The organism is Streptomyces sp. PsTaAH-137, assembly GCF_003259365.1.
In the GTDB taxonomy this organism is placed as follows: Bacteria; Actinomycetota; Actinomycetes; order Streptomycetales; family Streptomycetaceae; genus Streptomyces.
The window spans coordinates 56,453-76,875 of record NZ_QLLY01000018.1 but is presented as its reverse complement, the minus strand read 5'-3'; the positions used below and the strand labels follow the sequence as shown (position 1 = coordinate 76,875).

Genomic DNA, 20,423 nt, shown 5'->3' with positions numbered 1-20,423 from the left:
GCAGCGTAGCGGCCCGGCCTCGCACCTTGAAGAGTCGTGCACCCACAAGGGGGTAGACAGTGTCTACATGCACCGGGTAGACAGTGTCTATGCGGACAGGCGAAGGCAGTACGGAAGCGGGCGGCGGTCTACGGGACCGGCTCATCGACACCGGGGTGGCACTGGTGGACGCGGAGGGCGTGGGGGCCCTGTCGTTGCGGGAGATCGCCCGGAGGGCGGGGGTCTCGCACGGAGCGCCCCGCCGCTACTTCCCCACGCATCTGGAGCTGCTCTCGGCGATCGCCCGCCGGGGCTTCGCGGACCTCGGTGCGAAGGCGGTACGCGCATTGGAGGGGGCCGGACCGGAGCCGCGCGCCCGGCTCGCCGTCCTGGCGGGTGCCTATCTCGCCTTCGCGGCGAAGCATCGCGGCATGTACGAGCTGATGTTCCGTCATGATCTGCTGGAGTCGAACGAACTGGGCCTGCGCGAGACGAGCCTGCCGCTGTTCGGGATGCTGACGGAGCTGGTGGCGCGGGTGCGTCCGGAGGCCGAACCCTCCGTGGTGGCGGGCGCGTTGTGGGCGAACCTGCACGGTGTGGCCCAGCTGTGGGGCTGGGGCAGCCTCCAACTGGCGGCGGGAGTCGACGACATGGCGCCGCTGCTGGCCTCGGTGCTCGACGCGCATCTGGGCCCGGCGCCCCGGTGACCGGCCTCCTCCCCCGCCGCGTCACGCTCGCGGGCAGTGTCGTCGGCGCGGTCCTCGTGGCCCTCGACGGCACCGTGCTGACGATCGCCCAGCCCGCGCTCCAGCGCGACCTGGGCGCCTCTCTCACTCAGGTGCAGTGGACGAGCACGGGCTACCTGATCGCGGTGGCGAGCCTGCTCGTCCTCGCGGGCCGGCTCGGCGACCGGTACGGGCACCGCCGCCTCTTCGGGTACGGGATGCTGGGCTTCGCGGCGGCCTCGGCGGGCATCGGGTGCGCGCCCGGCATCGGCGCGGTGATCGCACTGCGCGTTGTCCAGGGTGCGTGCGGGGCGCTGTTGCAGCCGGCGACGCTCGGCATGCTGCGCGCCGCCTACCCGCCGGACGAACTGGCCATGCCGATCGCCCTGCGCACCAGCGCCATCGGCGTCGCGGCAGCCGCGGGCCCGCTGGTCGGCGGGGTGCTCACGGCGCATCTGGGCTGGCGCTCGGTGTTCTTCCTGGGCGTGCTGCCGGCCGTGGCGATCGCCCTGCTCGTGCTGGGCGTACGGGACGGGGACGAGCGCGTCGAGCGGCGCGGGACCGGCCTCGACGCGGGCGGCACACTCCTCCTGGGCGCGGCCCTCGCCTGTCTGGTGACGGTGCTCGTCACCCTGCCCGGCGCGGGCCTGTCGACGGTGACCGTGGGGGCTCTGGCCGGATTCTGCGCGGCCACGGCGGCTTTCGTCCGCCACGAGCGGCGCGCTGCGGACCCGCTCCTCTCCCCCGCGCTGCTCGCCTCCCCGGTGGTGGCCTCGGCGCTCGTTGTGCTGCTGTCCGCGTCGGCGGCGCTGTTCGGCACGCTGTTCACGGCGACGTACTTCCTTCAGGACGTGCTCGGGCTCGACGCGCTGGGCACGGCGCTGCGGATGCTGCCCGTCGCGCTGTGCATGGTGCTCGCGGCGCCGCTCAGCGCGGTGCTGCTGCGCCGCTACGGGGCGCGGTCCACGACGTCCTGCGGGTTGCTGCTGCTGGCGGCCGGTGTCTTCGGGTTCGGCCGCCTGGACACCGGGGCGGGCGCGTGGGCCGTCGCGGGGTGCGCGTTCGCGATGGGCGCCGGGTTCGGCACGGTCATGGTGACCGCCACCGAGGTGTTGGTGCGCCGGGCCCGGCTGGCGGACGCCGGGGTGGCGGGCGGTCTGCAACAGACCGCGATGAACGTCGGACCGACGCTCGGGGTGGCGACGGCGACGACACTCCTTGCGACGGGCGGGGACTTCGTGGCGTCGATGGGTACCGCGCTGACGGTGCTCGCCGGGCTCGTGTGCCTGGCGGTCCTGGCCGCGCGGAGACTCCCGTCGGCCGCGCGGCCCGCCGCCGGAGTTCCTAGTGCGGAATCCCGTCGATGAGTTCGCGGGCACCCTGGCGCAGAAGCGCGACGGCGACCGACATGCCGAGCGTCGTGGGGTCCAGCGGTCCCGCCCACTCCTGGGCGTTGAGCACCCGCTTGCCGTCGAGGGTGAACACGCAGGCCCGCAGGGACAGATCGCCGTTGCGCTCGGAGCGCGCGTATCCGGCCACGGGCGAGTTGCAGTGTCCCTGGAGCACGTGCAGGAACATCCGCTCGGCGCTCGCCTCCCGCCAGGTGTCGTGGTGCCCGAGACCGCTGACCGCGTCCAGCGTGCTCTCGTCGTCGGCGCGGCACTGCAGGGCGAGGATCCCGGCGCCGATCGGCGGGCACATCGCCTCGGGCGCGAGGACGTCGGTGACCACGTCCAGGCGCCCGATCCGCTCGAGCCCGGACAGCGCGAGGAGCAGCACGTCCGCGTCCCCCGCGGCCATCTTCTCAAGGCGCCGGTTGGCGTTGCCGCGCATCGGGACGCACTCCAGATGCGGGTGGGTGGCGGCGAGTTGGGCGACGCGGCGGACCGACGAGGTGCCGACCCGCGTGCCCTCCGGGAGGTCGTCGAGCCTGCGGCCGCCCGGGTCGATCAGCGCGTCCCTGACGTCGTCGCGCTTCAGGTACGCGCCGAACGTGCAGCCCTCCGGCAGCGGCCGGTCCGCCGGGATGTCCTTCAGGCAGTGCACGGCGAGGTCCGCGCGTCCGTCGAGCAGCGCCTGGTCGACCTCCTTGGTGAAGGCGCCCTTCCCGCCGAGCTGCGCCAGGTCGCCCATCCACTTGTCGCCGCTGGTCGTGACGGGGACGACCTCGGTGCGGATGTCGGGGTGGAGCGCGGCGAGTTCGGCGCGGACGCGCTCCACCTGGGCGAGGGCCATGGGCGATGAGCGGGAGACGATTCGGATCAACTCGGGTGCCATCCCGCCACGATAGTCGCCTCCGCTCGTGTGCCGGTTCAGGACCGCTGAAGGGGGTGGGTGAGTCTCGTCGTCCGGCGGCTGCGGGCCGGTGGCCGCTTCTCGCGCAGTTCCCCGCGCCCCTGAGCGAGCGAAGCTCGCTTCCAGGGCGCGGGGAACTGCGCGGCCAGCCACGACGAGAGCGGCACCCGGCAGACGGGTCAGAGCTCCCCGCGCACCATCCCCAGCAACCGGTCAAGAACCCGCGGAGCGCCCGCGCGCAGGCCGTCGTGCTCGAACTCATTTGTCACCCACGGCCGCAATCCCCGTACGGAACGGGCCGTCGCCAGGGCATGGTCCGTGTCCACGTACATGTCGTCGTGGTACACGGCGGCAGCCACCGGCACCTCATTGGCGGCGAGCCGCGCCGGGTCGTACAGCGGCGCCCACTCGGTCCGCGCGGCGAGCGCCTCGGCGACCTCGCGGAGCGGCCGCAGCGCCGGGTCGCAGTCGAACTGCCAGGGGTGGACGGACTCGCCGGTGAAGTACAGCGGCCCGCCCGAGGCGAGCGCCCGCTCGCCGTCGAACTGCGGGAACTCGGCGCGGACCCGCTCGGCGGCCCAGTCGGTGGGCCGCCCGCCCTGTGCGTAGATGGCCTCGTGGAGCAGGGCGTACAGCGGATGGGCGGCGTACGACAGGGCGCCGGCGACCTGCTCCTGGAAGGAGTCGGACAGTTCGCGGCCGGCCGGGGTGCGGACGAACGCGTCCTCCAGGAGGTAGTGCAGGCGGTCGCTGCCGTCGGCGCCGCCGAGCCAGATGCCGAGGGACTGGAAGGCTTCCAGGGTGAGCGTGTAGCCGCCGGGCAGCACCGGCTGCCGCTCGGCGATGTGCGCGCCGATCTCCCGGGCCCGCTCCACGTCCATCGGGTAGCGGGCGTAGTGCGCGCGGACCTTGCGCTCGATGCGCGGGTAGGCGGCGCGGTAGACGTCGTCGGCGTGGCCGTCCAGGGTGGGCAGCCCGCCGGTGATGAGCGCGGCGTCCAGGCCCTCGGGCGCGGCGGACAGGTAGTGCGTGGCGCAGAAGCCGCCGAAGCTCTGGCCGAGGACGGTCCACGGGGAGCCGCCGGTCACCTCGGGGCGGATGGCCTCGCAGTCGCGGACGATCGAGTCGGCGCGGAAGTGCGTCAGATAGGCGGCCTGCCGCTCGCCGTCGCCGCGCAGCGGGAGCGTCTGGCGGTTCGCGGGGGTGGAGGCGCCGGTGCCGCGCTGGTCGAGCAGGAGCACCCGGTAGTCCTGGAGGGCACGGCCCAGCCAGGCCTGCGTGCCGGAGAACCGGTTGGCGCCGAAGCCGGGGCCGCCCTGGAGGTAGACGAGCCAGGGCAGGGTGTCGTCCTCGCGTCCGGCGGCGACGGCCTCGCGCGCGTACAGCTCGATGCGCTCGCCGTCGGGGCTGTCGTGGTCCAGCGGGACGGTGAAGCGGCGGTCGGTGAGGACGACTCCGGGCTGGCGGTAGCGGGCGGCGCTCAATTCGGCTCCTGTGCGCAGGGCGGTACGGGGTGTCCGGAGTGCGGACATTCCGGATCTGCCGACCAGTTCAGCACACGGCGTCGTACGGGTTCAGCGCGGGCCCAGGCTGGAGCCGCGGACGACGAGTTCCGGCTTAAGCACGACGCGCCGGTGCTCGTGTCCGCCGTCCGGCCGGTCGGCGGCCTCGATCTCCTCAAGCAGCAGTTCGGCAGCGAGGGCGCCCATGGTGACGGCCGGCTGCCGCACCGAGGTGAGCGGCACCGCGGCGGCGGCCGCGAACTCGATGTCGTCGTAGCCGACGATCGCGATGTCCTCGGGAACCCGCACTCCGGCCGCGTACAGGGACTGCAGGAGGCCGAGGGCGAGGAGGTCGTTGGCGCAGAAGACGGCGGTGGGGCGGTCGGCGAGGCCGAGGAGCCGGGCGCCCGCGTCGCGTCCGGCGGCGACGTCGAGGCGTTCGGTGGGCAGTTCGTGCAGGGCGGTGGCGGGCAGTCCGGCCTCGTCGAGGGCGCGCAGCGCGCCCTGGCGCCGGTCCTTGACCTGGTTCAGGGCGGGCGGGCCGCTCACGTAGGCGATCCGCCGGTGGCCGGCGCCGACGAGGTGGCGGACGGCGAGCGCGCCGCCGTTGACGTCGTCGACGGAGACGGAGCACTCGGTGGCGCCCTCGGCGACCCGGTCGACGAGTACGAAGGGGATGTCGTGCCGCCGGAACTGCTCGACGGTGCGGCCGGTCGCCTCGGCCGGGGTGAGCAGCACGCCGCGCACCCGCTGCTCGGCGAAGAGGGAGAGGTACTCGGCCTCCTCCGTGGGGCTCTGTGCGCTGTTGCACACCATGACGCCGAGTCCCGCCCGGCGCGCGGCCCGCTCGGCGCCGCGCGCCACGTCGACGAAGAACGGGTTGCCCATGTCCAGGACGAGCAGTCCCATGATCCGGCTGCGTCCGGCGCGCAGTTGGCGGGCCGACTCGCTGCGGACGTAGCCGAGCCGGTCGATGGCCGACAGGACGCGGGCGCGGGTCTCCTCGGCGACGGTCTCCGGCCGGTTGATCACATTCGAGACGGTGCCCACGGACACCCCGGCGACACGGGCGACGTCCTTGATCCCCACGGACTGTGCCATCGGGTGTGATCCTCCAGGTGAACGGGTGCGGCAGAGGGAGTCTACGTGGGGCGCGCCCGCCCGCGTTCGGCCCGCCGGACGGATGTCAGCACTCCGGTTCCGGCCGCTTGAATCGTTTCGTCGAGATCATGCCCCCGCTGTCTTTGCTGCACACCTCTTGTCAGGGGCCACAGGGACCCGTAGGTTCCTCCACCCCGCATTGAATCGTTTGAAAACGTTCAATCGGCGCTCCCCCCACCATCCCCGAGCACCTTCACCGTCGAAGGGAAACCTCACAGATGAGCAGCGACATCCGACGCAGGACCGTGCTGGCCGCGACCGCGGGCGCCGTGCCCGTCGTGGCCGCGGCGGGCACCTTCGCGACCGCGTCCCCCGCACAGGCGGCGCCCGCCGCCCCGGCCGACGACGGCGCCGTGACCGGGCTGACCGTCGAGCACCGCGTCGACCCGCTCGGCACGGACGCCGCCCGGCCGCGCTTCGGCTGGCGGCTCGGCTCGCACCGGCGCGGTCTCGCGCAGGGCGCGTACCGCATCCAGGTGTCGTCCTCCGCGGCCGGGCTGGCCGCCGGGCGCGGTGACGTCTGGGACAGCGGCCGCGTGACGTCCGCCGACTCGGTCGCCGTCGCCTACGACGGCCCTCAACTGAAGCCGTCCACCCGGTACTTCTGGGCGGTGACCGCCTGGGACGGCAAGGGCCGCCCGGTCGGCACCTCGGCCGCCTCCTGGTTCGAGACGGGCCTGCTGAGCACCGACGGCGTCACCCAGTGGGACGGCGCGCAGTGGATCGGCATGAAGGGCAAGGCCCCGAACTCGGCGGGCGCGCCCCTGCTGCGCGCCGAGGCCCCGCTCACCGCGCGCAAGAAGGTCCGCGACGCCCGGCTCTACGTGTCGGCGCTGGGTGTCTACGAGGCGTACGTCAACGGCGAGCGCGTCACCGTGCCGCAGGACGGCGGCCGCGCCACCGAGCTCCTCACACCCGGCTGGACCAACTACGACATGACCGTGAACTACATGACGTACGACGTGACGGGTCTGGTCGCGGGCGGCGGCGGGAGAGTGACGCTGGGCGCGGTGCTCGGCAACGGCTGGTACAACGCCCGGATATCCGAGGGCAGTACGTACTACTCCAAGGACGGCAACGCGCTCGCTCTCAAGGCCAAGCTGCTCATCCGCTACACCGACGGATCCACGCAGTCGCTCGTCACCGAGGAGGGCGGCGCCTGGAAGGCGACCGACAACGGCCCCTACCGCGCCGACGACATCTACGACGGCCAGACCTACGACGCCCGCCGGGAACTCGACGGCTGGGCGGACGGTGGCTTCGACACCGGGGCCTGGTCGGGCGTCGAACAGGTCGGCTACGGGGCGAAGTTCCCCGACGCGAAACTCGTCGCCTACCCCGGCGAGACCGCCCGTCTGATGGACGCGTGGGACCGCACGCCACGATCCGTCACCGTCTACGACAAGGTGACCGGCGAGTCGTCCAGCGCCAACGGCAAGGGCGAGATCGTCCCCGACCCGGACCGCTCGACGGCCAAGGAACCAGGACCGGTCACGCTGCGCACGGGCGACACGGCCGTGTTCGACCTCGGACAGAACCTCGTGGGTGTTCCCCGCTACTCCGTGAAGGGCCCGGCGGGCGCCCAACTCGTCGTCAAGACGGGCGAGATGCTCAACGACGACAGCGCGGGCGCGGACGGTCCGGCCGGCTCGCTCTACCGCGCCAACCTGCGCTCCGCGAAGTCCACCAGCACCTACGTCCTCAATGGCGCGGACGGCGGGGAGACCCACGAGGACTCGCTCGCCTTCTACGGCTTCCGGTACGTGTCCGTGGAGGTGACGACGGCCGACACCGAGGTCACGTTCTCCGGACTCGTCGGCAGGGTCGGCACCTCGTCACTGCACGACACGGGCAGCCTCAGCACGGACGACGACGACATCAACCAGCTGATCAGCAACGTGCGTTGGGGCCAGCGCGGCAACTATTTGTGGGTGCCGACCGACTGCCCGCAGCGCGACGAGCGGCTCGGCTGGACCGGTGACACCCAGGTCTTCTCGCACACCGGCCTGTACAACACCCGCGACGCGGTGCCGTTCCTCAGCCACTTCGAGTCGATCCTCATCGAGTCGCAGAAGATCTACGGTGTGGACGGCGCCCAGTTCACGGCGGTGGCCCCCGGCAACCGGTACAACGCGGCCTCGCCGTGCAGCGGTTGGGCGGACTGCGGGGTCGTGGTGCCGTGGACGGTGTGGCAGATGAGCGGCGACGCCACGATCATCGACCGCAGCTGGGACGCGATGGCCCACTACATCGACTGGATCAAGCAGAAGGGCGGCGACACCTACGCGGGCCAGGGCGCGATCTTCGCCGACTGGCTGGCGTTCCAGAACACCGGTACGCAGCTGATGAGCGACGTCTACTACGCCTACAGCGTGCGCCTGATGGCGCAGATGGGCCGGGCCACCGGCCGCGACAGCGAGGCCAAGGCGTACGACGACCTGCTCGGCAAGATCCGCAAGGCGTTCCTCGCGAAGTACGTCCAGGTCGACGGCGACACCATCACCGTGAAGTCGAGCATCGGCGGCAAGCCGCCCATGGGCGGTGACCCGGAGGACGACAGCCAGTCCGCGCTGCTGTGGGTCCTGAAGCTCGGCTTCTACGACACCGAGGCCCAACGCCGCTCCCTGGTCGCCCTGTTGGCGGACAACATCGGCAACGACGCCGCGTACAAGAAGGCCCACCCGGACAGCGCCCGCGTGGACTACGCGGAGAACACCCTCTCCGTCGGCTTCCTCGGCTCGAACGTCATCGCGCCCGTCCTCACCGACGAGGGCCGCGCCGACCTCGCGTACGAGCTTCTGCACCAGGACGCGATGCCGTCGTGGCTGTACTCCGTGAAGAACGGCGCCACGACGATCTGGGAGCGCTGGAACTCGTACTCCGAGGAGGACGGTTTCGGGCCGGTCGAGATGAACTCCTTCAACCACTACTCGTACGGCGCGATCATGGAGTGGATGTACACGTCCATGGCGGGCATCGCCGGGGATCCCGACCATCCCGGCTTCCGCCGGTTCCGGCTCCAGCCGCACCTGGACCCGACCGGCACGATCACGCGGGCGGAGGGCCGGTTCCTCTCGCCGTACGGCGAGATCACCAGTGCGTGGTCGCTGGCCAAGGACGGGACGCTGACCTATGACGCGGTCGTCCCCGGCAACACCACGGCGACGCTGAAGCTGCCCGCGGTGTCGGCCGACGCCGTGCGAGAGGGGCGGACGCCGCTGGCGAAGGTGGCCGGGGTGCGGGCGGGCGGCTTCGCGGACGGCATCGCGACGTTCGCGCTGCCCGCCGGAAGGTACCGGCTGACGAGCACGGTGCGCTGAGCATGGAGGGGGTGCGGGACGATCGTCCCGCACCCCCTCTACATGCACGCGGTCGGCTGACGACCAGCCACACTCAATCCGCACCCGGACGACGAGCGCTCGACCGCCGCACCACCAACTCCGGCCGCAGCAGCACATGTTGATGCCGATGCACGGCGGCCCGCTCCCCCGTCTCCTGGAGCAGGAGTTCGGCGGCGATCGTGCCCAGGGTGAGCGCGGGGCGGCGGACCGAGGTGAGCGGGACGGTGGCCGCCGCCGCGAACTCGATGTCGTCGTAGCCGACGATGGACACGTCCTCGGGAACCCGCACCCCGGCCGCGTACAGCGCCTGGAGCACGCCCAGCGCGAGGAGGTCGTTCGCGCAGAACACGGCGGTCGGGCGCGGGGAGAGGCCGAGGAGGCGGGCGCCCGCGTCACGGCCGGCCGCCACGTCGAGCCGCTCGGTGGGCAGTTCGCGCAGCAGGGTGTCCGGCAGCCCCGCCTCGGCGAGCGCCTTGTGGGCGCCCGCCCTGCGATCCTGCACCTGGCGCAGGTGCGGCGGCCCGCTGACGAACGCGAGGGAGCGGTGGCCCCCCGCGACGAGGTGGCGCAGCGCGAGGGCTCCGCCCGACACGTCGTCGACGGCGACGGAGCAGCCCTCCTCGTCGCCGGCGACCCGGTCCACGACCACGTACGGAATGCCGTGCCGCCGGAAGTCGCGCAGGGTGCTGCCGCTGGGGTCGGCCGGGGTGATCAGCGCGCCCCGCACCCGCTGCTCGGCGAAGAGGGAGAGGTACTCGCGCTCCTCGGCCGGGTCCTGGCCGCTGTTGCAGACCATGACGCCGAGCCCGGCGTCGCGCGCGGCGCGCTCGGCGCCCCGCGCGACGTCGACGAAGAACGGGTTGCCCATGTCGAGCACGAGCAGGCCCATCATGCGGCTGCGGCCCGCGCGCAGCTGGCGGGCGTACTCGCTGCGGACGTAGCCGAGGCGGGCGATGACCTGCTGGACATGCCGGCGGGTGTCCTCGGAGACCCGGTGCGGCTGGTTGAGGACGTTGGAGACGGTGCCCACGGAGACTCCCGCGACGCGCGCCACGTCCTTGATGCCGGCCGTGGACCGGCCACCCGGCCGCTCAGGCAAGGTGGAAGACCTCGGTGAGCGGCCGCATCGCGGCGTCCGGCGCCTCCCCGTCCAGCTCCTCGAAGAAGGAGCCCATTTCGGCCTGCCAGCGGGCGTTGACCTCGGTGGCGTCCATGGCGGCACGCGCCGCGTCGAAGTCCTCCGTCTCCAGGTAGCCGACGAGCAGTCCGTCCTCGCGCAGGAAGAGCGAGTAGTTGTGCCAGCCGGTCGCCGTCAGCGCCTCCCGCATCTCCCGCCACACGTCCTCGTGGCGCAGGCGGTACTCGTCGACGCGGTCGGCCCTGACCTTGAGCAGGAAGCAGACGCGCTGCATCGGCACTCCTCAGAACTTGAACTGGTCGATGTTCTTCTCGTCGAAGACGGTCGGCTTGCCGAGGCTGACGACGCCGTCCTTGCCGATGGTGAACTCGCCCATGTCACCGGCCTTGTACGTCTCGCCCTCCTTGCCGCTGATCTGGCCGGACTGCAACGCGACGGCGGTGTGCGCGGCGAGGGCGCCCAGCTTGGCCGGGTCCCACAGCTCGAAGGCGTCGACGGTGCCGTTCTTCACGTAGGCCCGCATGTCGTTGGGCGTGCCGAGGCCGGTCAGCTTGACCTTGCCCTTGTACTTGGAGCCGGCCAGGTACTGGGCGGCGGCCTTGATGCCGACGGTGGTCGGGGAGATGATCCCCTTCAGCTTCGGGTGCTCCTGGAGCAGGCCCTGCGTCTGCTGGAACGACTTCTGGGCGTCGTCGTCGCCGTAGGCGGTCTTGACGAGCTTGATGTCCTTGTACTCGGGCTTCTTCAGCTCGTCCTTCATGTAGTCGATCCACGTGTTCTGGTTGGTGGCCGTCTGGGCCGCCGAGAGGATCGCGATCTCGCCCTTGTTGCCGATCTGCTTCGCGATCTGCTGGACCTGGGTGCGGCCCAGGTCCTCGGCGGAGGCCTGCGAGACGAACACGTTGCGGCAGTCGGCCTTGGTGTCGGAGTCGTAGGTGACGACGCTGACGCCGTTCTTCATGGCCTGCTTCAGGGCGGTGCACAGGGCGCCCGGGTCCTGCGCGGAGACGGCGATGCCGTCGACCTGCTGCTGGGTGAGGGTGTTGACGTAGGAGACCTGACCGGAGGTGTCGGTGCCGCTGCTGGTGCCGACCTCCTTGTACGTCGAGCCGAGCTCCTGGAGCGCCTTCTTGCCGCCGTTGTCGGAGGTGGTGAAGTACGGGTTGTTGACCTGCTTGGGCAGGAAGGCGACCGTGAGGCCCTTCTTGGTGGCCGCGTTCGGGTCGGCCTTGCCCGCGGCGGACTTCGCCGCCGACTTGTCGGCGGCGTTCGCGTCGTCCTTCGTGGTGCCGCCGCACGCGGTGGCGCCGACGACGAGGGCGGTGGTGACGGCGAGCGCCGCGGTGAGGCGGCGGGTTCGGGCGGTGACGGACATGAGGGTTCCTTAGCGGTGGTGAGGACGGGACGGTGTGTGAAGTAGGAGGGCCGCGCGTCAGCCGGCGGCGGGCGCCGGTGGTGGCGCGGCGGCGGTCTTCCTGCGGGCCCTGGACTGGGCGACCTGGCGGCCGACGCGCGGGGCGAGCACGGAGATGACGAGGAGGACGCCGGTGACGACGATCTGGGACTGCGAGGAGACGTTGAGCAGGCTCATCACGTTCTGCAGCGAGCCGAGCAGGAACACACCGGCGATCGCGCCGCCGAGGGTGCCCTTGCCGCCGTCGAAGTCGATGCCGCCGAGGAGGACCGCGGCGATGACGGACAGTTCGAGACCGGTGGCGTTGTCGTAGCGGGCGCTGGCGTAGTGCAGGGCCCAGAAGACGCCGGTGAGGGCGGACAGCAGGCCGGTCGTCACGAACATGGACAGCTTGAGCCGCTTGACGCGGACGCCGGCGAACCGCGCGGCCTCCTCGTTGGCGCCGACCGCGAAGAGCGAGCGGCCCAGGCGGGTGGCGTGCAGCACGACCACGGCGATGGCGAGCAGGATCACGAACGGCAGGGCCGCGTACGGGATGAACGTGTCGCCGAACCGGCCCGCGCCGAAGTCCAGGTACTGCGCGGGGAAGTCGGTGACGGAGTCCGAGCCGAGGACGATCTGCGCGATGCCCCGGTAGGCGGCCATGGTGCCGATGGTGACGGCGAGGGACGGCAGCCCGAGGCGGGTCACGAGCAGGCCGTTGACCAGGCCGCAGACGACACCGAGCAGCAGACAGAGCGGGATGATCGTCTCGATGGCCATGCCGTTGTTCCACAGGGCGCCCATGACGGCGCCGGAGAGACCGGCCGTGGAGCCGACCGACAGGTCGACCTCGCCCGAGATGACGAGCATCGTCATGGGCAGCGCGATCAGGGCGATCGGCAGGGTGTTGCCGATCAGGAACGACACGTTGAGCGCGTTGCCGAAGTTGTCGACGAACGAGAACGAGCAGAGCAGCAGCACGATCAGCAGGGCGCCGACGGCGGTGTCCCAGCGCACGGCGCTCTTCAGGGAATCGGCCTTGGGGGAGTCAGGCATGGCGGGCGCTCCTCATCTGCGCGGCCTGCTTGCGGAGCACGGCGGCGACGCGCAGGGCCAGGATCCGGTCGACGGCGATGGCGAGCAGCAGCAGGACGCCGTTGATGGCGGTGACCCAGACGGAGCTGACGCCGATGGCGGGCAGCACGCTGTTGATCGAGGTCAGCAGCAGGGCGCCGAGGGCCGCGCCATAGACGGTGCCGGAGCCGCCGGTGAAGGCGACGCCGCCGACCACGACGGCGCTGACGACGGTCAGTTCGTAGCCATTGCCGGTGCCGGAGTCGACGTTGCCGAAGCGGGCCAGGTAGAGCGCGCCGGCGAGTCCGGCGAGCGCGCCGCACAGGACGTAGGCGGTCATGATGCGCTTGCGGACCGGGATGCCGGCGAGGGTCGCGGCCTCGGGGCTGGAGCCGAGCGCGTACATCTCCCGGCCGCTGCGGAAGCTGCGCAGGTAGTACCCGACGCAGAGCAGCACGGCGAGGGCGAGCAGCGCCAGGTAGGGCACGACCCACAGGCCGTCGTGGCCGAAGTCGACGAAGCCGTCGGGCAGGTCGGCGGCGACGATCTGTTCGGAGCCGACCCAGATGGAGTCGATGCCCCGGACGACGTAGAGCGTGCCGAGGGTGACGACGAGGGCGGGCACCTTGCCGAGGCTGACGAGCGCGCCGTTCAGGACGCCGAACAGGGCGCCGATGACGACGGCGTAGACCACGGCGATCAGGGAGCTGCCGCCGCCCTGGAGGTAGTCGCCGGCGGCGAAGGCGGAGATGCCGAGGACCGAGCCGACGGACAGGTCGACGTTGCGGGTGAGGACGACGACGGCCTGGCCGGTGGCGACGAGGACGAGGATGGTGGCGTTCAGGAGCAGGTCCTTGACGCCCTGTTCGGACAGGAACTCGGTGTTGGAGACCTCGGTGGCGAGCAGCATCACCACGAGCACTCCGGCCACGGCCAGCTCGCGGGCCTTGAACACCTTGTCGATGAACCGCCGCCCGGCGGTGGTCTCGGGCACGGCGTCCTCGCGTACGGGTGGGGCGGTCACGGTCATGATCCAGCCACCTCGATGTGGCTCGGGGGCGTTACGGCGAACATCACGCGGCCCTCCCTGTCGCGGCGGCCATGACGGACTCCTCGGTGGCCTCGGCCCGCGAGAGTTCGGCGGCGAGCCGCCCATCGTGCATGACGAGCACGCGGTCGGCCATGCCGAGCACCTCCGGCAGATCCGAGGAGATCATCAGCACGGCGACCCCTTCGGCGGCGAGCGAGGAAAGGAGACGGTGCACCTCGGCCTTGGTGCCGACGTCGATGCCGCGGGTCGGCTCGTCCACGATGAGCACCTGCGGTCCGGTGGCCAGCCACTTGGCGAGCACGACCTTCTGCTGGTTGCCGCCGGACAGGGTGCCGACGACATCGGCGAGACGCGCGTACTTCACCTGGAGCTTCACCGCCCAGTCGAGCGAGCGGCTGCGCTCGGCCCTGCGGTTCATCAGGCCGGCCCGGCTGGTGTCGGCGAAGCCGGTCAGCCCGATGTTCCGTTCGATGGACAGGTCCATCACCAGGCCCTGGGCGCGCCGGTCCTCGGGGACGAGGGCGAGGCCCGCGTGCATGGCGAGGCTCGGGGCGCCGGGCTTGAGGCGCTTGCCGAGGACTTCGACCTCGCCGCCGTCGAAGCGGTCGACGCCGAAGACGGCGCGGGCGACCTCGCTGCGTCCGGCGCCGACGAGTCCGGCGAGGCCGACGATCTCGCCGCGGCGGACCTCGAAGGAGACGTCGGTGAAGACGCCCTCGCGGGTCAGCCGGCGCACGCTCAGCGCCACGTCGCCGAGTTCGGTGTCCTGCTTGGGGTAGAGCTCGTCGAGATCGCGGCCGACCATGCGGCGCACGAGGTCGTCCTCGGTGAGCCCGTCGAGCGGCTCGCTGCTCACCCAGGCGCCGTCGCGCAGGGTGGTGACCCGCTGGCACAGCTCGAAGATCTCCTCCAGGCGGTGCGAGATGAACAGCACGGCGGCGCCCTGCTCGCGCAGGGTTCGTACGACGCCGAAGAGGCGGGCGACCTCGCTGCCGGTGAGGGCGGCGGTCGGCTCGTCCATGATCAGGACCCGGGCGTCGAAGGAGAGCGCCTTGGCGATCTCGACGAGCTGCTGGTCGGCGATGGACAGGCCGCGGGCCGGCTGGTCCGGGTCGAGTTCGACGCCGAGCCGCTTGAAGAGCGCGGCCGTCGCGTCGTTGACCGCGCGGTGGTCGACGCGGCCGAGGGAGCGGCGCGGCTGACGGCCCATGAAGATGTTCTCGGCGATCGACAGGTCGGGGAAGAGCGTCGGCTCCTGGTAGATGACGGCGACGCCGGCGTCCCGGGCGTCGGCGGGGCCGTGGAACTCCACCGGCGCGCCGTCGAGCAGCACCCTCCCGGTGTCCGGCCGGTGCACCCCGGCCAGGGTCTTGATCAGCGTCGACTTGCCCGCGCCGTTCTCCCCTGCCAGGGCGTGCGCCTCGCCGGGGTACAGGCGCAGGCTGACGCCGCGCAGAGCCCGCACGGCGCCGAAGGACTTGCTCACCTCCTCCAGCGCGAGGACCGGAGTCGTCTCCGGTTCGGGATGCGTCATGACATGTCTCCGTGGGTCTGCGAGAGGGGCGGGCCGGTGCCGTGCCGTCCGCACGAGCGGTGGCCGAGGGCGTCGGACGGACGTCACGGCCCTCCGGCGTGAAATGTTTCAGTGAAGTTGCCCGGAAGCTAGCCCTGCCTCGTCGAGGAGGTCAAGGGGTCCGAGCCGGAGGGATCGCACGACGTGCGACACGATTGCGTAACGCAGTTGACCTCATGCGCGACCTCTTGACGGGCGCCACCCCCGGGGTTAACTTCCCCTCCGAAGTGAATCGATTCACGCATCATCGCTCACGCTTTCCCGCTCCTCGCCCATGCCCGCTCCGTCCGGGGGCATGCGGCTACCCGCGCACTCAGAGGTGGACATGCCTGACATCGCTGCCGTGAAGGCCGCACTCGCCAACCAGCGGATCGAGACACCGTCCTGGGGCTATGGCAACTCCGGCACACGGTTCAAGGTGTTCGCCCAGGCCGGCGTGCCGCGCACGCCCCGGGAGAAGCTGGACGACGCGGCGAAGGTGCACGAGTTCACCGGCATCGCCCCGAAGGTCGCGCTGCACATCCCGTGGGACACGGTCGACGACTACGCGGCGCTCGGGGCGTACGCGAACGAGCGCGGCCTGGAACTGGGGGCGGTCAACTCCAACACGTTCCAGGACGACGACTACAAGCTGGGCAGTGTCTGCCACCCCGATCCGAAGGTGCGCCGCAAGGCGGTCGAGCACCTGCTGGCCTGCGTCGACATCATGGACGCGACGGGGTCGCAGGACCTGAAGCTGTGGTTCGCCGACGGCACCAACTACCCCGGCCAGGACGACATCGTGGCCCGCCAGGACCGCCTCGCCGAATCACTCGCGGCGGTCTACGAGCGGCTCGGCGACGACCAGCGGCTGCTCCTGGAGTACAAGTTCTTCGAGCCGGCCTTCTACACGACGGACGTGCCGGACTGGGGCACCTCCTACCTGCAGTGCGTGAAGCTCGGCGACAAGGCGCAGGTGGTCGTGGACACCGGCCACCACGCGCCCGGCACCAACATCGAGTTCATCGTCGCGCTGCTGCTGCGCGAGAAGAAGCTCGGCGGCTTCGACTTCAACTCCCGCTTCTACGCGGACGACGACCTGATGGTGGGCTCGGCCGACCCGTTCCAGCTCTTCCGGATTCTGTACGAGGTCGCCCGCAACGGCGGCTTCGACCCGGCGACGAACGTGGCGTTCATGCTCGACCAGTGCCACAACATCGAGGCGAAGATTCCCGCGGTCATCCGCTCGGTGATGAACGTGCAGGAGGCGACGGCGAAGGCCCTGCTCGTCGACCGCGAGGCACTGGGCGCGGCGCAGGCCGCCGGCGACGTGCTGGCCGCGAACGCCGTGCTGATGGACGCCTACAACACCGATGTGCGGCCGCTGCTCGCCGAGTGGCGCGAGGAGCGGGGCCTGCACCCGGACCCGGTCGCCGGGTACGCGGCCTGCGGCTGGCAGGAGCGGATCGTGGCCGAGCGGGTGGGCGGCGAGCAGGCGGGTTGGGGAGCCTGAGCTCCGACCGGCCCCGCCCCGTCACCGATGGCACCCGACTCCCCTCTTCTCTAGGACCTTTCATGGCTGTGCATCCTGAAGTCGCCGCCCTGCTGGAGCGCTCGAACCGGCTCGGCGCCGACCCGCGCAACACCAACTACGCCGGCGGCAACACCTCCGCGAAGGCGCTCGCCCCCGATCCGGTGACCGGCGGCGACGTCGAGCTGATGTGGGTGAAGGGCTCGGGCGGCGACCTGGGCACGCTCACCGAGTCCGGGCTCGCCGCGCTCCGCATCGACCGGCTGCGCGCGCTGACCGAGGTGTACCCGGGCGTGGAGCGCGAGGACGAGATGGTCGCCGCGTTCGACTACTGCCTGCACGGCAAGGGCGGCGCGGCGCCCTCCATCGACACGGCCATGCACGGTCTGGTGGAGGCCGCCCACGTGGACCATCTGCACCCCGACTCCGGGATCGCGCTGGCCTGCGCGGCCGACGGCGAGAAGCTGACCGCGCAGGTCTTCGGTGACAAGGTGGTGTGGGTGCCGTGGCGGCGCCCCGGCTTCCAGCTCGGCCTGGACATCGCCGCCATCAAGACCGCGAACCCGCAGGCCGTCGGCTGCGTCCTCGGCGGCCACGGCATCACCGCATGGGGCGAGACCGCCGCGGAGTGCGAGGCGAACTCGCTGTTCATCATCCGTACCGCCGAGACGTTCCTCGCCGAGCACGGCAAGGCCGAGCCGTTCGGCCCGGTCGTCGACGGGTACGCGCCGCTCGACCCGGCCGGTCGGCGCGAGCGGGCCGCCGCGCTCGCCCCGCTGATCCGCGGGCTCGCTTCCACGGACCGCCCCCAGGTCGGCCACTTCGACGACTCCGACGCCGTCCTCGACTTCCTCGCCCGCGCCGAGCACCCGCGGCTGGCCGCGCTCGGCACCTCCTGCCCCGACCACTTCCTGCGCACGAAGGTCCGCCCGCTGGTCCTCGATCTGCCGCCCACGGCCGAACCCGACGCCGTGGCCGAGCGGTTGAAGGAGCTGCACGCCGAGTACCGCGAGGAGTACGCGGCGTACTACGAGCGGCACGCCTCGCCGGACTCCCCCGCGATGCGCGGCGCGGACCCGGCGATCGTGCTGGTGCCCGGTGTCGGCATGTTCTCCTTCGGCAAGGACAAGCAGACGGCGCGCGTGGCGGGCGAGTTCTACCTCAACGCCGTCAACGTGATGCGCGGGGCCGAGGCGGTCTCGGCGTACGCGCCGATCGAGGAGTCGGAGAAGTTCCGCATCGAGTACTGGTCCCTGGAGGAGGCCAAGCTCCAGCGGATGCCGAAGCCCAAGCCGCTCGCGACGCGCGTGGCGCTGGTGACGGGCGCGGGCAGCGGCATCGGCCGCGCCATCGCCCATCGGCTGTCGGCCGAGGGCGCCTGTGTCGTGGTGGCCGATCTGAACGCCGAGGGTGCGGCCGCGGTCGCCGGGGAACTGGGCGGCACGGACAGGGCGATCGCGGTGACGGTGGACGTCACGTCGGAGGAGCAGATCGCCGAGGCGTTCAAGGCGGCGGCCCTCGCCTTCGGCGGTGTCGACCTGGTCGTCAACAACGCCGGCATCTCCATCTCCAAGCCGCTCCTGGAGACCACGGTAAAGGACTGGGACCTCCAGCACGACATCATGGCCCGCGGCTCCTTCCTCGTCTCGCGCGAGGCGGCACGTGTGATGAAGGCGCAGGGCATGGGCGGCGACATCGTCTACATCGCCTCCAAGAACGCGGTCTTCGCGGGCCCGAACAACATCGCCTACTCCGCCACCAAGGCCGACCAGGCACACCAAGTGCGTCTGCTCGCAGCCGAGTTGGGAGCAGACGGCATCCGGGTCAACGGCGTCAACCCCGACGGGGTGGTGCGCGGCTCGGGCATCTTCGCGGGCGGCTGGGGCGCGCAGCGCGCGGCGACGTACGGGATCGAGGAGGAGAAGCTCGGCGAGTTCTACGCCCAGCGCACCCTGCTCAAGCGCGAGGTCCTGCCCGAACACGTCGCGAACGCCGTGTTCGCCCTCACCGGCGGAGACCTCACGCACACCACGGGCCTGCACGTACCGGTGGACGCGGGGGTCGCGGCGGCCTTCCTGCGCTGACCTCCTGCGGTTCGGGGGCGGGACGGAACCGGGGAGGCCGGGGTGCCATCGCCCCGCACCGGCCTCCCCACCCACCCCGGCACCACGCCCCAGTACCTCCCGGAGCCCACACATGCCCCAACTCCCCTACGCCGCAGTCGACCTGGGCGCGTCGAGCGGCCGCGTCATGACCGCCCGGGTCACCCCCGACACCCTCACCCTGACGGAGTCCCACCGTTTCCCGAACCGCCCGGTCCGCACCGGGAACGCCCTCCAGTGGGACATCCTCGCCCTGTACGCGGGTGTCCTCGACGGGCTGCGCGCGGCGGGCCCGGTGCGCTCCCTCGGCATCGACAGCTGGGCCGTCGACCACGGCCTGCTCGACGCCGACGGGCGGCTTCTCGGCAATCCGTTCCACTACCGCGACACCCGCACGGAGCACATCGCGGAGCGAGTCTGGGCGGCGATCCCGCCGTCCGAGCTGTACGCGGCCACGGGCATCCAGTACGCCCCGTTCAACACCCTGTACCAGCTCGCGGCGGCCCGCGACACCTTCCAACTCCGAGCCGCCGAACAGCTGTTGCTGATCCCGGACCTCCTCACGTACTGGCTCACCGGTCAGGCGGGCACGGAGCTGACCAACGCCTCCACCACCCAGCTCATCGACCCGGGCACCGGGGACTGGGCGCACGGAGTGGCGGCCCGCGCGGGCATCGACCTCGGCCTCTTCCCGCCCCTGCGCCGTCCGGGGGATCCGGCCGGCGAACTCCTGCCGCACGTTCTGGCGGAGACCGGCCTGACCGGTCCCGTCCCGGTGACGGCGGTCGCCTCGCACGACACGGCGTCGGCGGTGGCGGCGGTGCCGGCCACCACCCCGCACTTCGCCTACATCTGCACGGGGACCTGGTCCCTCGCGGGCCTCGAACTGACCGTGCCCGTTCGCTCCGAGGAGAGCCGCGCGGCGAACTTCACCAATGAGCTGGGCATCGACGGCACGGTCCGCTATCTGCGCAACATCATGGGCCTGTGGCTGCTCCAGGAGTGCCAACGCGACTGGCAGGAACCGGATGTCACGGCTCTTCTGGATGCGGCCGCCCGGGCCGAGCCGCTGCGCTCGGTCGTGGACGCGGGGCACAGCGACTTTCTTGCGCCCGGTGGGATGCCCGGCCGGATCGCCGCCGCCTGTCGTGCGAGCGGCCAGCCCGAGCCGCGCACCCGCGCCGAGACCACCCGCTGCATCCTGGACTCGCTGGCCCTCGCCCACCGGCGGGCCGTCATGGACGCGGCGCGGCTCGCGGACCGCGAGGTCGACGTGGTGCACATCGTCGGCGGCGGCGCCCGCAACGCGCTGCTGTGCCAGCTCACCGCCGACGCCTGCGGCCTGCCGGTCGTGGCGGGCCCCGCAGAGGCGGCCGCGCTGGGCAACGTCCTCGTGCAGGCGCGCGCTGACGGTGTCGTGGGCGATCTGCCGGCGATGCGGCAACTCCTCGCCGCCACGCAGCCGTTGACCCGCTACGAGCCGCGCGGCGACCGGGCGGCGTGGACGGCCGCACACGTCCGGGTCACCACCTCGTGACCCGCAACCGGCGAGCACGTACGCTGCACGCATCCGCTG

General features: G+C 71.8%; 15 protein-coding genes. 6 read left to right on the top strand and 9 right to left on the bottom strand.

Annotated features, from left to right (window positions below):
* Positions 1 to 89 precede the first annotated feature (89 nt).
* On the top strand, positions 90 to 686 hold the full coding sequence (locus K377_RS32365; protein WP_111667154.1) for a TetR/AcrR family transcriptional regulator: 597 nt from the start codon (positions 90 to 92) through the stop codon (positions 684 to 686).
* The gene (locus K377_RS32360; protein ID WP_111667153.1) at positions 683 to 2,071 is read left to right on the top strand and encodes an MFS transporter; all 1,389 of its coding nucleotides are present in this window, start codon (positions 683 to 685) and stop codon (positions 2,069 to 2,071) included. The genes K377_RS32365 and K377_RS32360 overlap by 4 nt, the downstream gene beginning before the upstream one ends.
* Here K377_RS32360 and hemC read toward each other — a convergent pair.
* The 3 genes from hemC to K377_RS32345 all read right to left on the bottom strand — a co-directional run bounded on the left by hemC (position 2,049) and on the right by K377_RS32345 (position 5,602).
* Positions 2,049 to 2,981, bottom strand: a complete 933-nt coding sequence (hemC, locus tag K377_RS32355; protein WP_111667152.1) for a hydroxymethylbilane synthase — start codon at positions 2,979 to 2,981, stop codon at positions 2,049 to 2,051. The genes K377_RS32360 and hemC overlap by 23 nt on opposite strands.
* Positions 2,982 to 3,178: 197 nt before the next feature.
* A complete protein-coding gene (locus K377_RS32350; RefSeq protein WP_111667151.1) occupies positions 3,179 to 4,531 on the bottom strand; it encodes an alpha/beta fold hydrolase in 1,353 nt (450 codons plus the stop codon).
* A gap of 42 nt (positions 4,532 to 4,573) precedes the next feature.
* Positions 4,574 to 5,602 (bottom strand): LacI family DNA-binding transcriptional regulator, encoded by a 1,029-nt coding sequence (locus K377_RS32345; protein WP_111667150.1) that lies wholly within the window; start codon positions 5,600 to 5,602, stop codon positions 4,574 to 4,576.
* A gap of 278 nt (positions 5,603 to 5,880) precedes the next feature.
* On the opposite strand from K377_RS32345, the gene K377_RS32340 reads away from it, so the two are divergent.
* Positions 5,881 to 8,982 carry an alpha-L-rhamnosidase gene (locus K377_RS32340; protein ID WP_111667149.1) on the top strand — a complete coding sequence of 1,034 codons (3,102 nt, stop codon included), beginning with the start codon at positions 5,881 to 5,883 and terminating at the stop codon, positions 8,980 to 8,982.
* A 73-nt stretch (positions 8,983 to 9,055) separates the two neighbouring features.
* Here the strand turns inward: K377_RS32340 and K377_RS32335 are convergent, their stop codons facing one another.
* The 6 genes from K377_RS32335 to K377_RS32310 are packed head-to-tail and all read right to left on the bottom strand — an operon-like array spanning position 9,056 to position 15,196.
* Positions 9,056 to 10,102: a LacI family DNA-binding transcriptional regulator gene (locus tag K377_RS32335; protein WP_111667148.1), complete on the bottom strand. Its 1,047-nt coding sequence runs from the start codon at positions 10,100 to 10,102 to the stop codon at positions 9,056 to 9,058.
* Complete coding sequence (locus K377_RS32330; protein WP_111667147.1) at positions 10,095 to 10,415, bottom strand: L-rhamnose mutarotase; 321 nt, start codon at positions 10,413 to 10,415, stop codon at positions 10,095 to 10,097. Before K377_RS32330 ends, K377_RS32335 begins: the two co-directional genes overlap by 8 nt.
* Positions 10,416 to 10,424: 9 nt before the next feature.
* A complete protein-coding gene (gene rhaS, locus K377_RS32325; RefSeq protein WP_111667146.1) occupies positions 10,425 to 11,516 on the bottom strand; it encodes a rhamnose ABC transporter substrate-binding protein in 1,092 nt (363 codons plus the stop codon).
* A 57-nt stretch (positions 11,517 to 11,573) separates the two neighbouring features.
* Positions 11,574 to 12,593, bottom strand: coding sequence for an ABC transporter permease (locus K377_RS32320; RefSeq protein ID WP_111667145.1), 1,020 nt, complete (start codon positions 12,591 to 12,593; stop codon positions 11,574 to 11,576).
* A complete protein-coding gene (locus tag K377_RS32315) occupies positions 12,586 to 13,641 on the bottom strand; it encodes an ABC transporter permease (protein ID WP_111667144.1) in 1,056 nt (351 codons plus the stop codon). Before K377_RS32315 ends, K377_RS32320 begins: the two co-directional genes overlap by 8 nt.
* A 43-nt stretch (positions 13,642 to 13,684) precedes the next feature.
* Positions 13,685 to 15,196 (bottom strand): sugar ABC transporter ATP-binding protein, encoded by a 1,512-nt coding sequence (locus K377_RS32310; RefSeq protein WP_111667143.1) that lies wholly within the window; start codon positions 15,194 to 15,196, stop codon positions 13,685 to 13,687.
* Between the two features lie 364 nt (positions 15,197 to 15,560).
* On the opposite strand from K377_RS32310, the gene rhaI reads away from it, so the two are divergent.
* The 3 genes from rhaI to K377_RS32295 all read left to right on the top strand — a co-directional run bounded on the left by rhaI (position 15,561) and on the right by K377_RS32295 (position 20,384).
* Positions 15,561 to 16,727, top strand: coding sequence for an L-rhamnose isomerase (gene rhaI / locus K377_RS32305; RefSeq protein ID WP_111667142.1), 1,167 nt, complete (start codon positions 15,561 to 15,563; stop codon positions 16,725 to 16,727).
* A 62-nt stretch (positions 16,728 to 16,789) separates the two neighbouring features.
* The gene (locus tag K377_RS32300; RefSeq protein ID WP_111667141.1) at positions 16,790 to 18,829 is read left to right on the top strand and encodes a bifunctional aldolase/short-chain dehydrogenase; all 2,040 of its coding nucleotides are present in this window, start codon (positions 16,790 to 16,792) and stop codon (positions 18,827 to 18,829) included.
* Positions 18,830 to 18,941: 112 nt separating this feature from the next.
* Positions 18,942 to 20,384: a rhamnulokinase family protein gene (locus K377_RS32295; RefSeq protein ID WP_111667140.1), complete on the top strand. Its 1,443-nt coding sequence runs from the start codon at positions 18,942 to 18,944 to the stop codon at positions 20,382 to 20,384.
* Positions 20,385 to 20,423 lie beyond the last annotated feature (39 nt).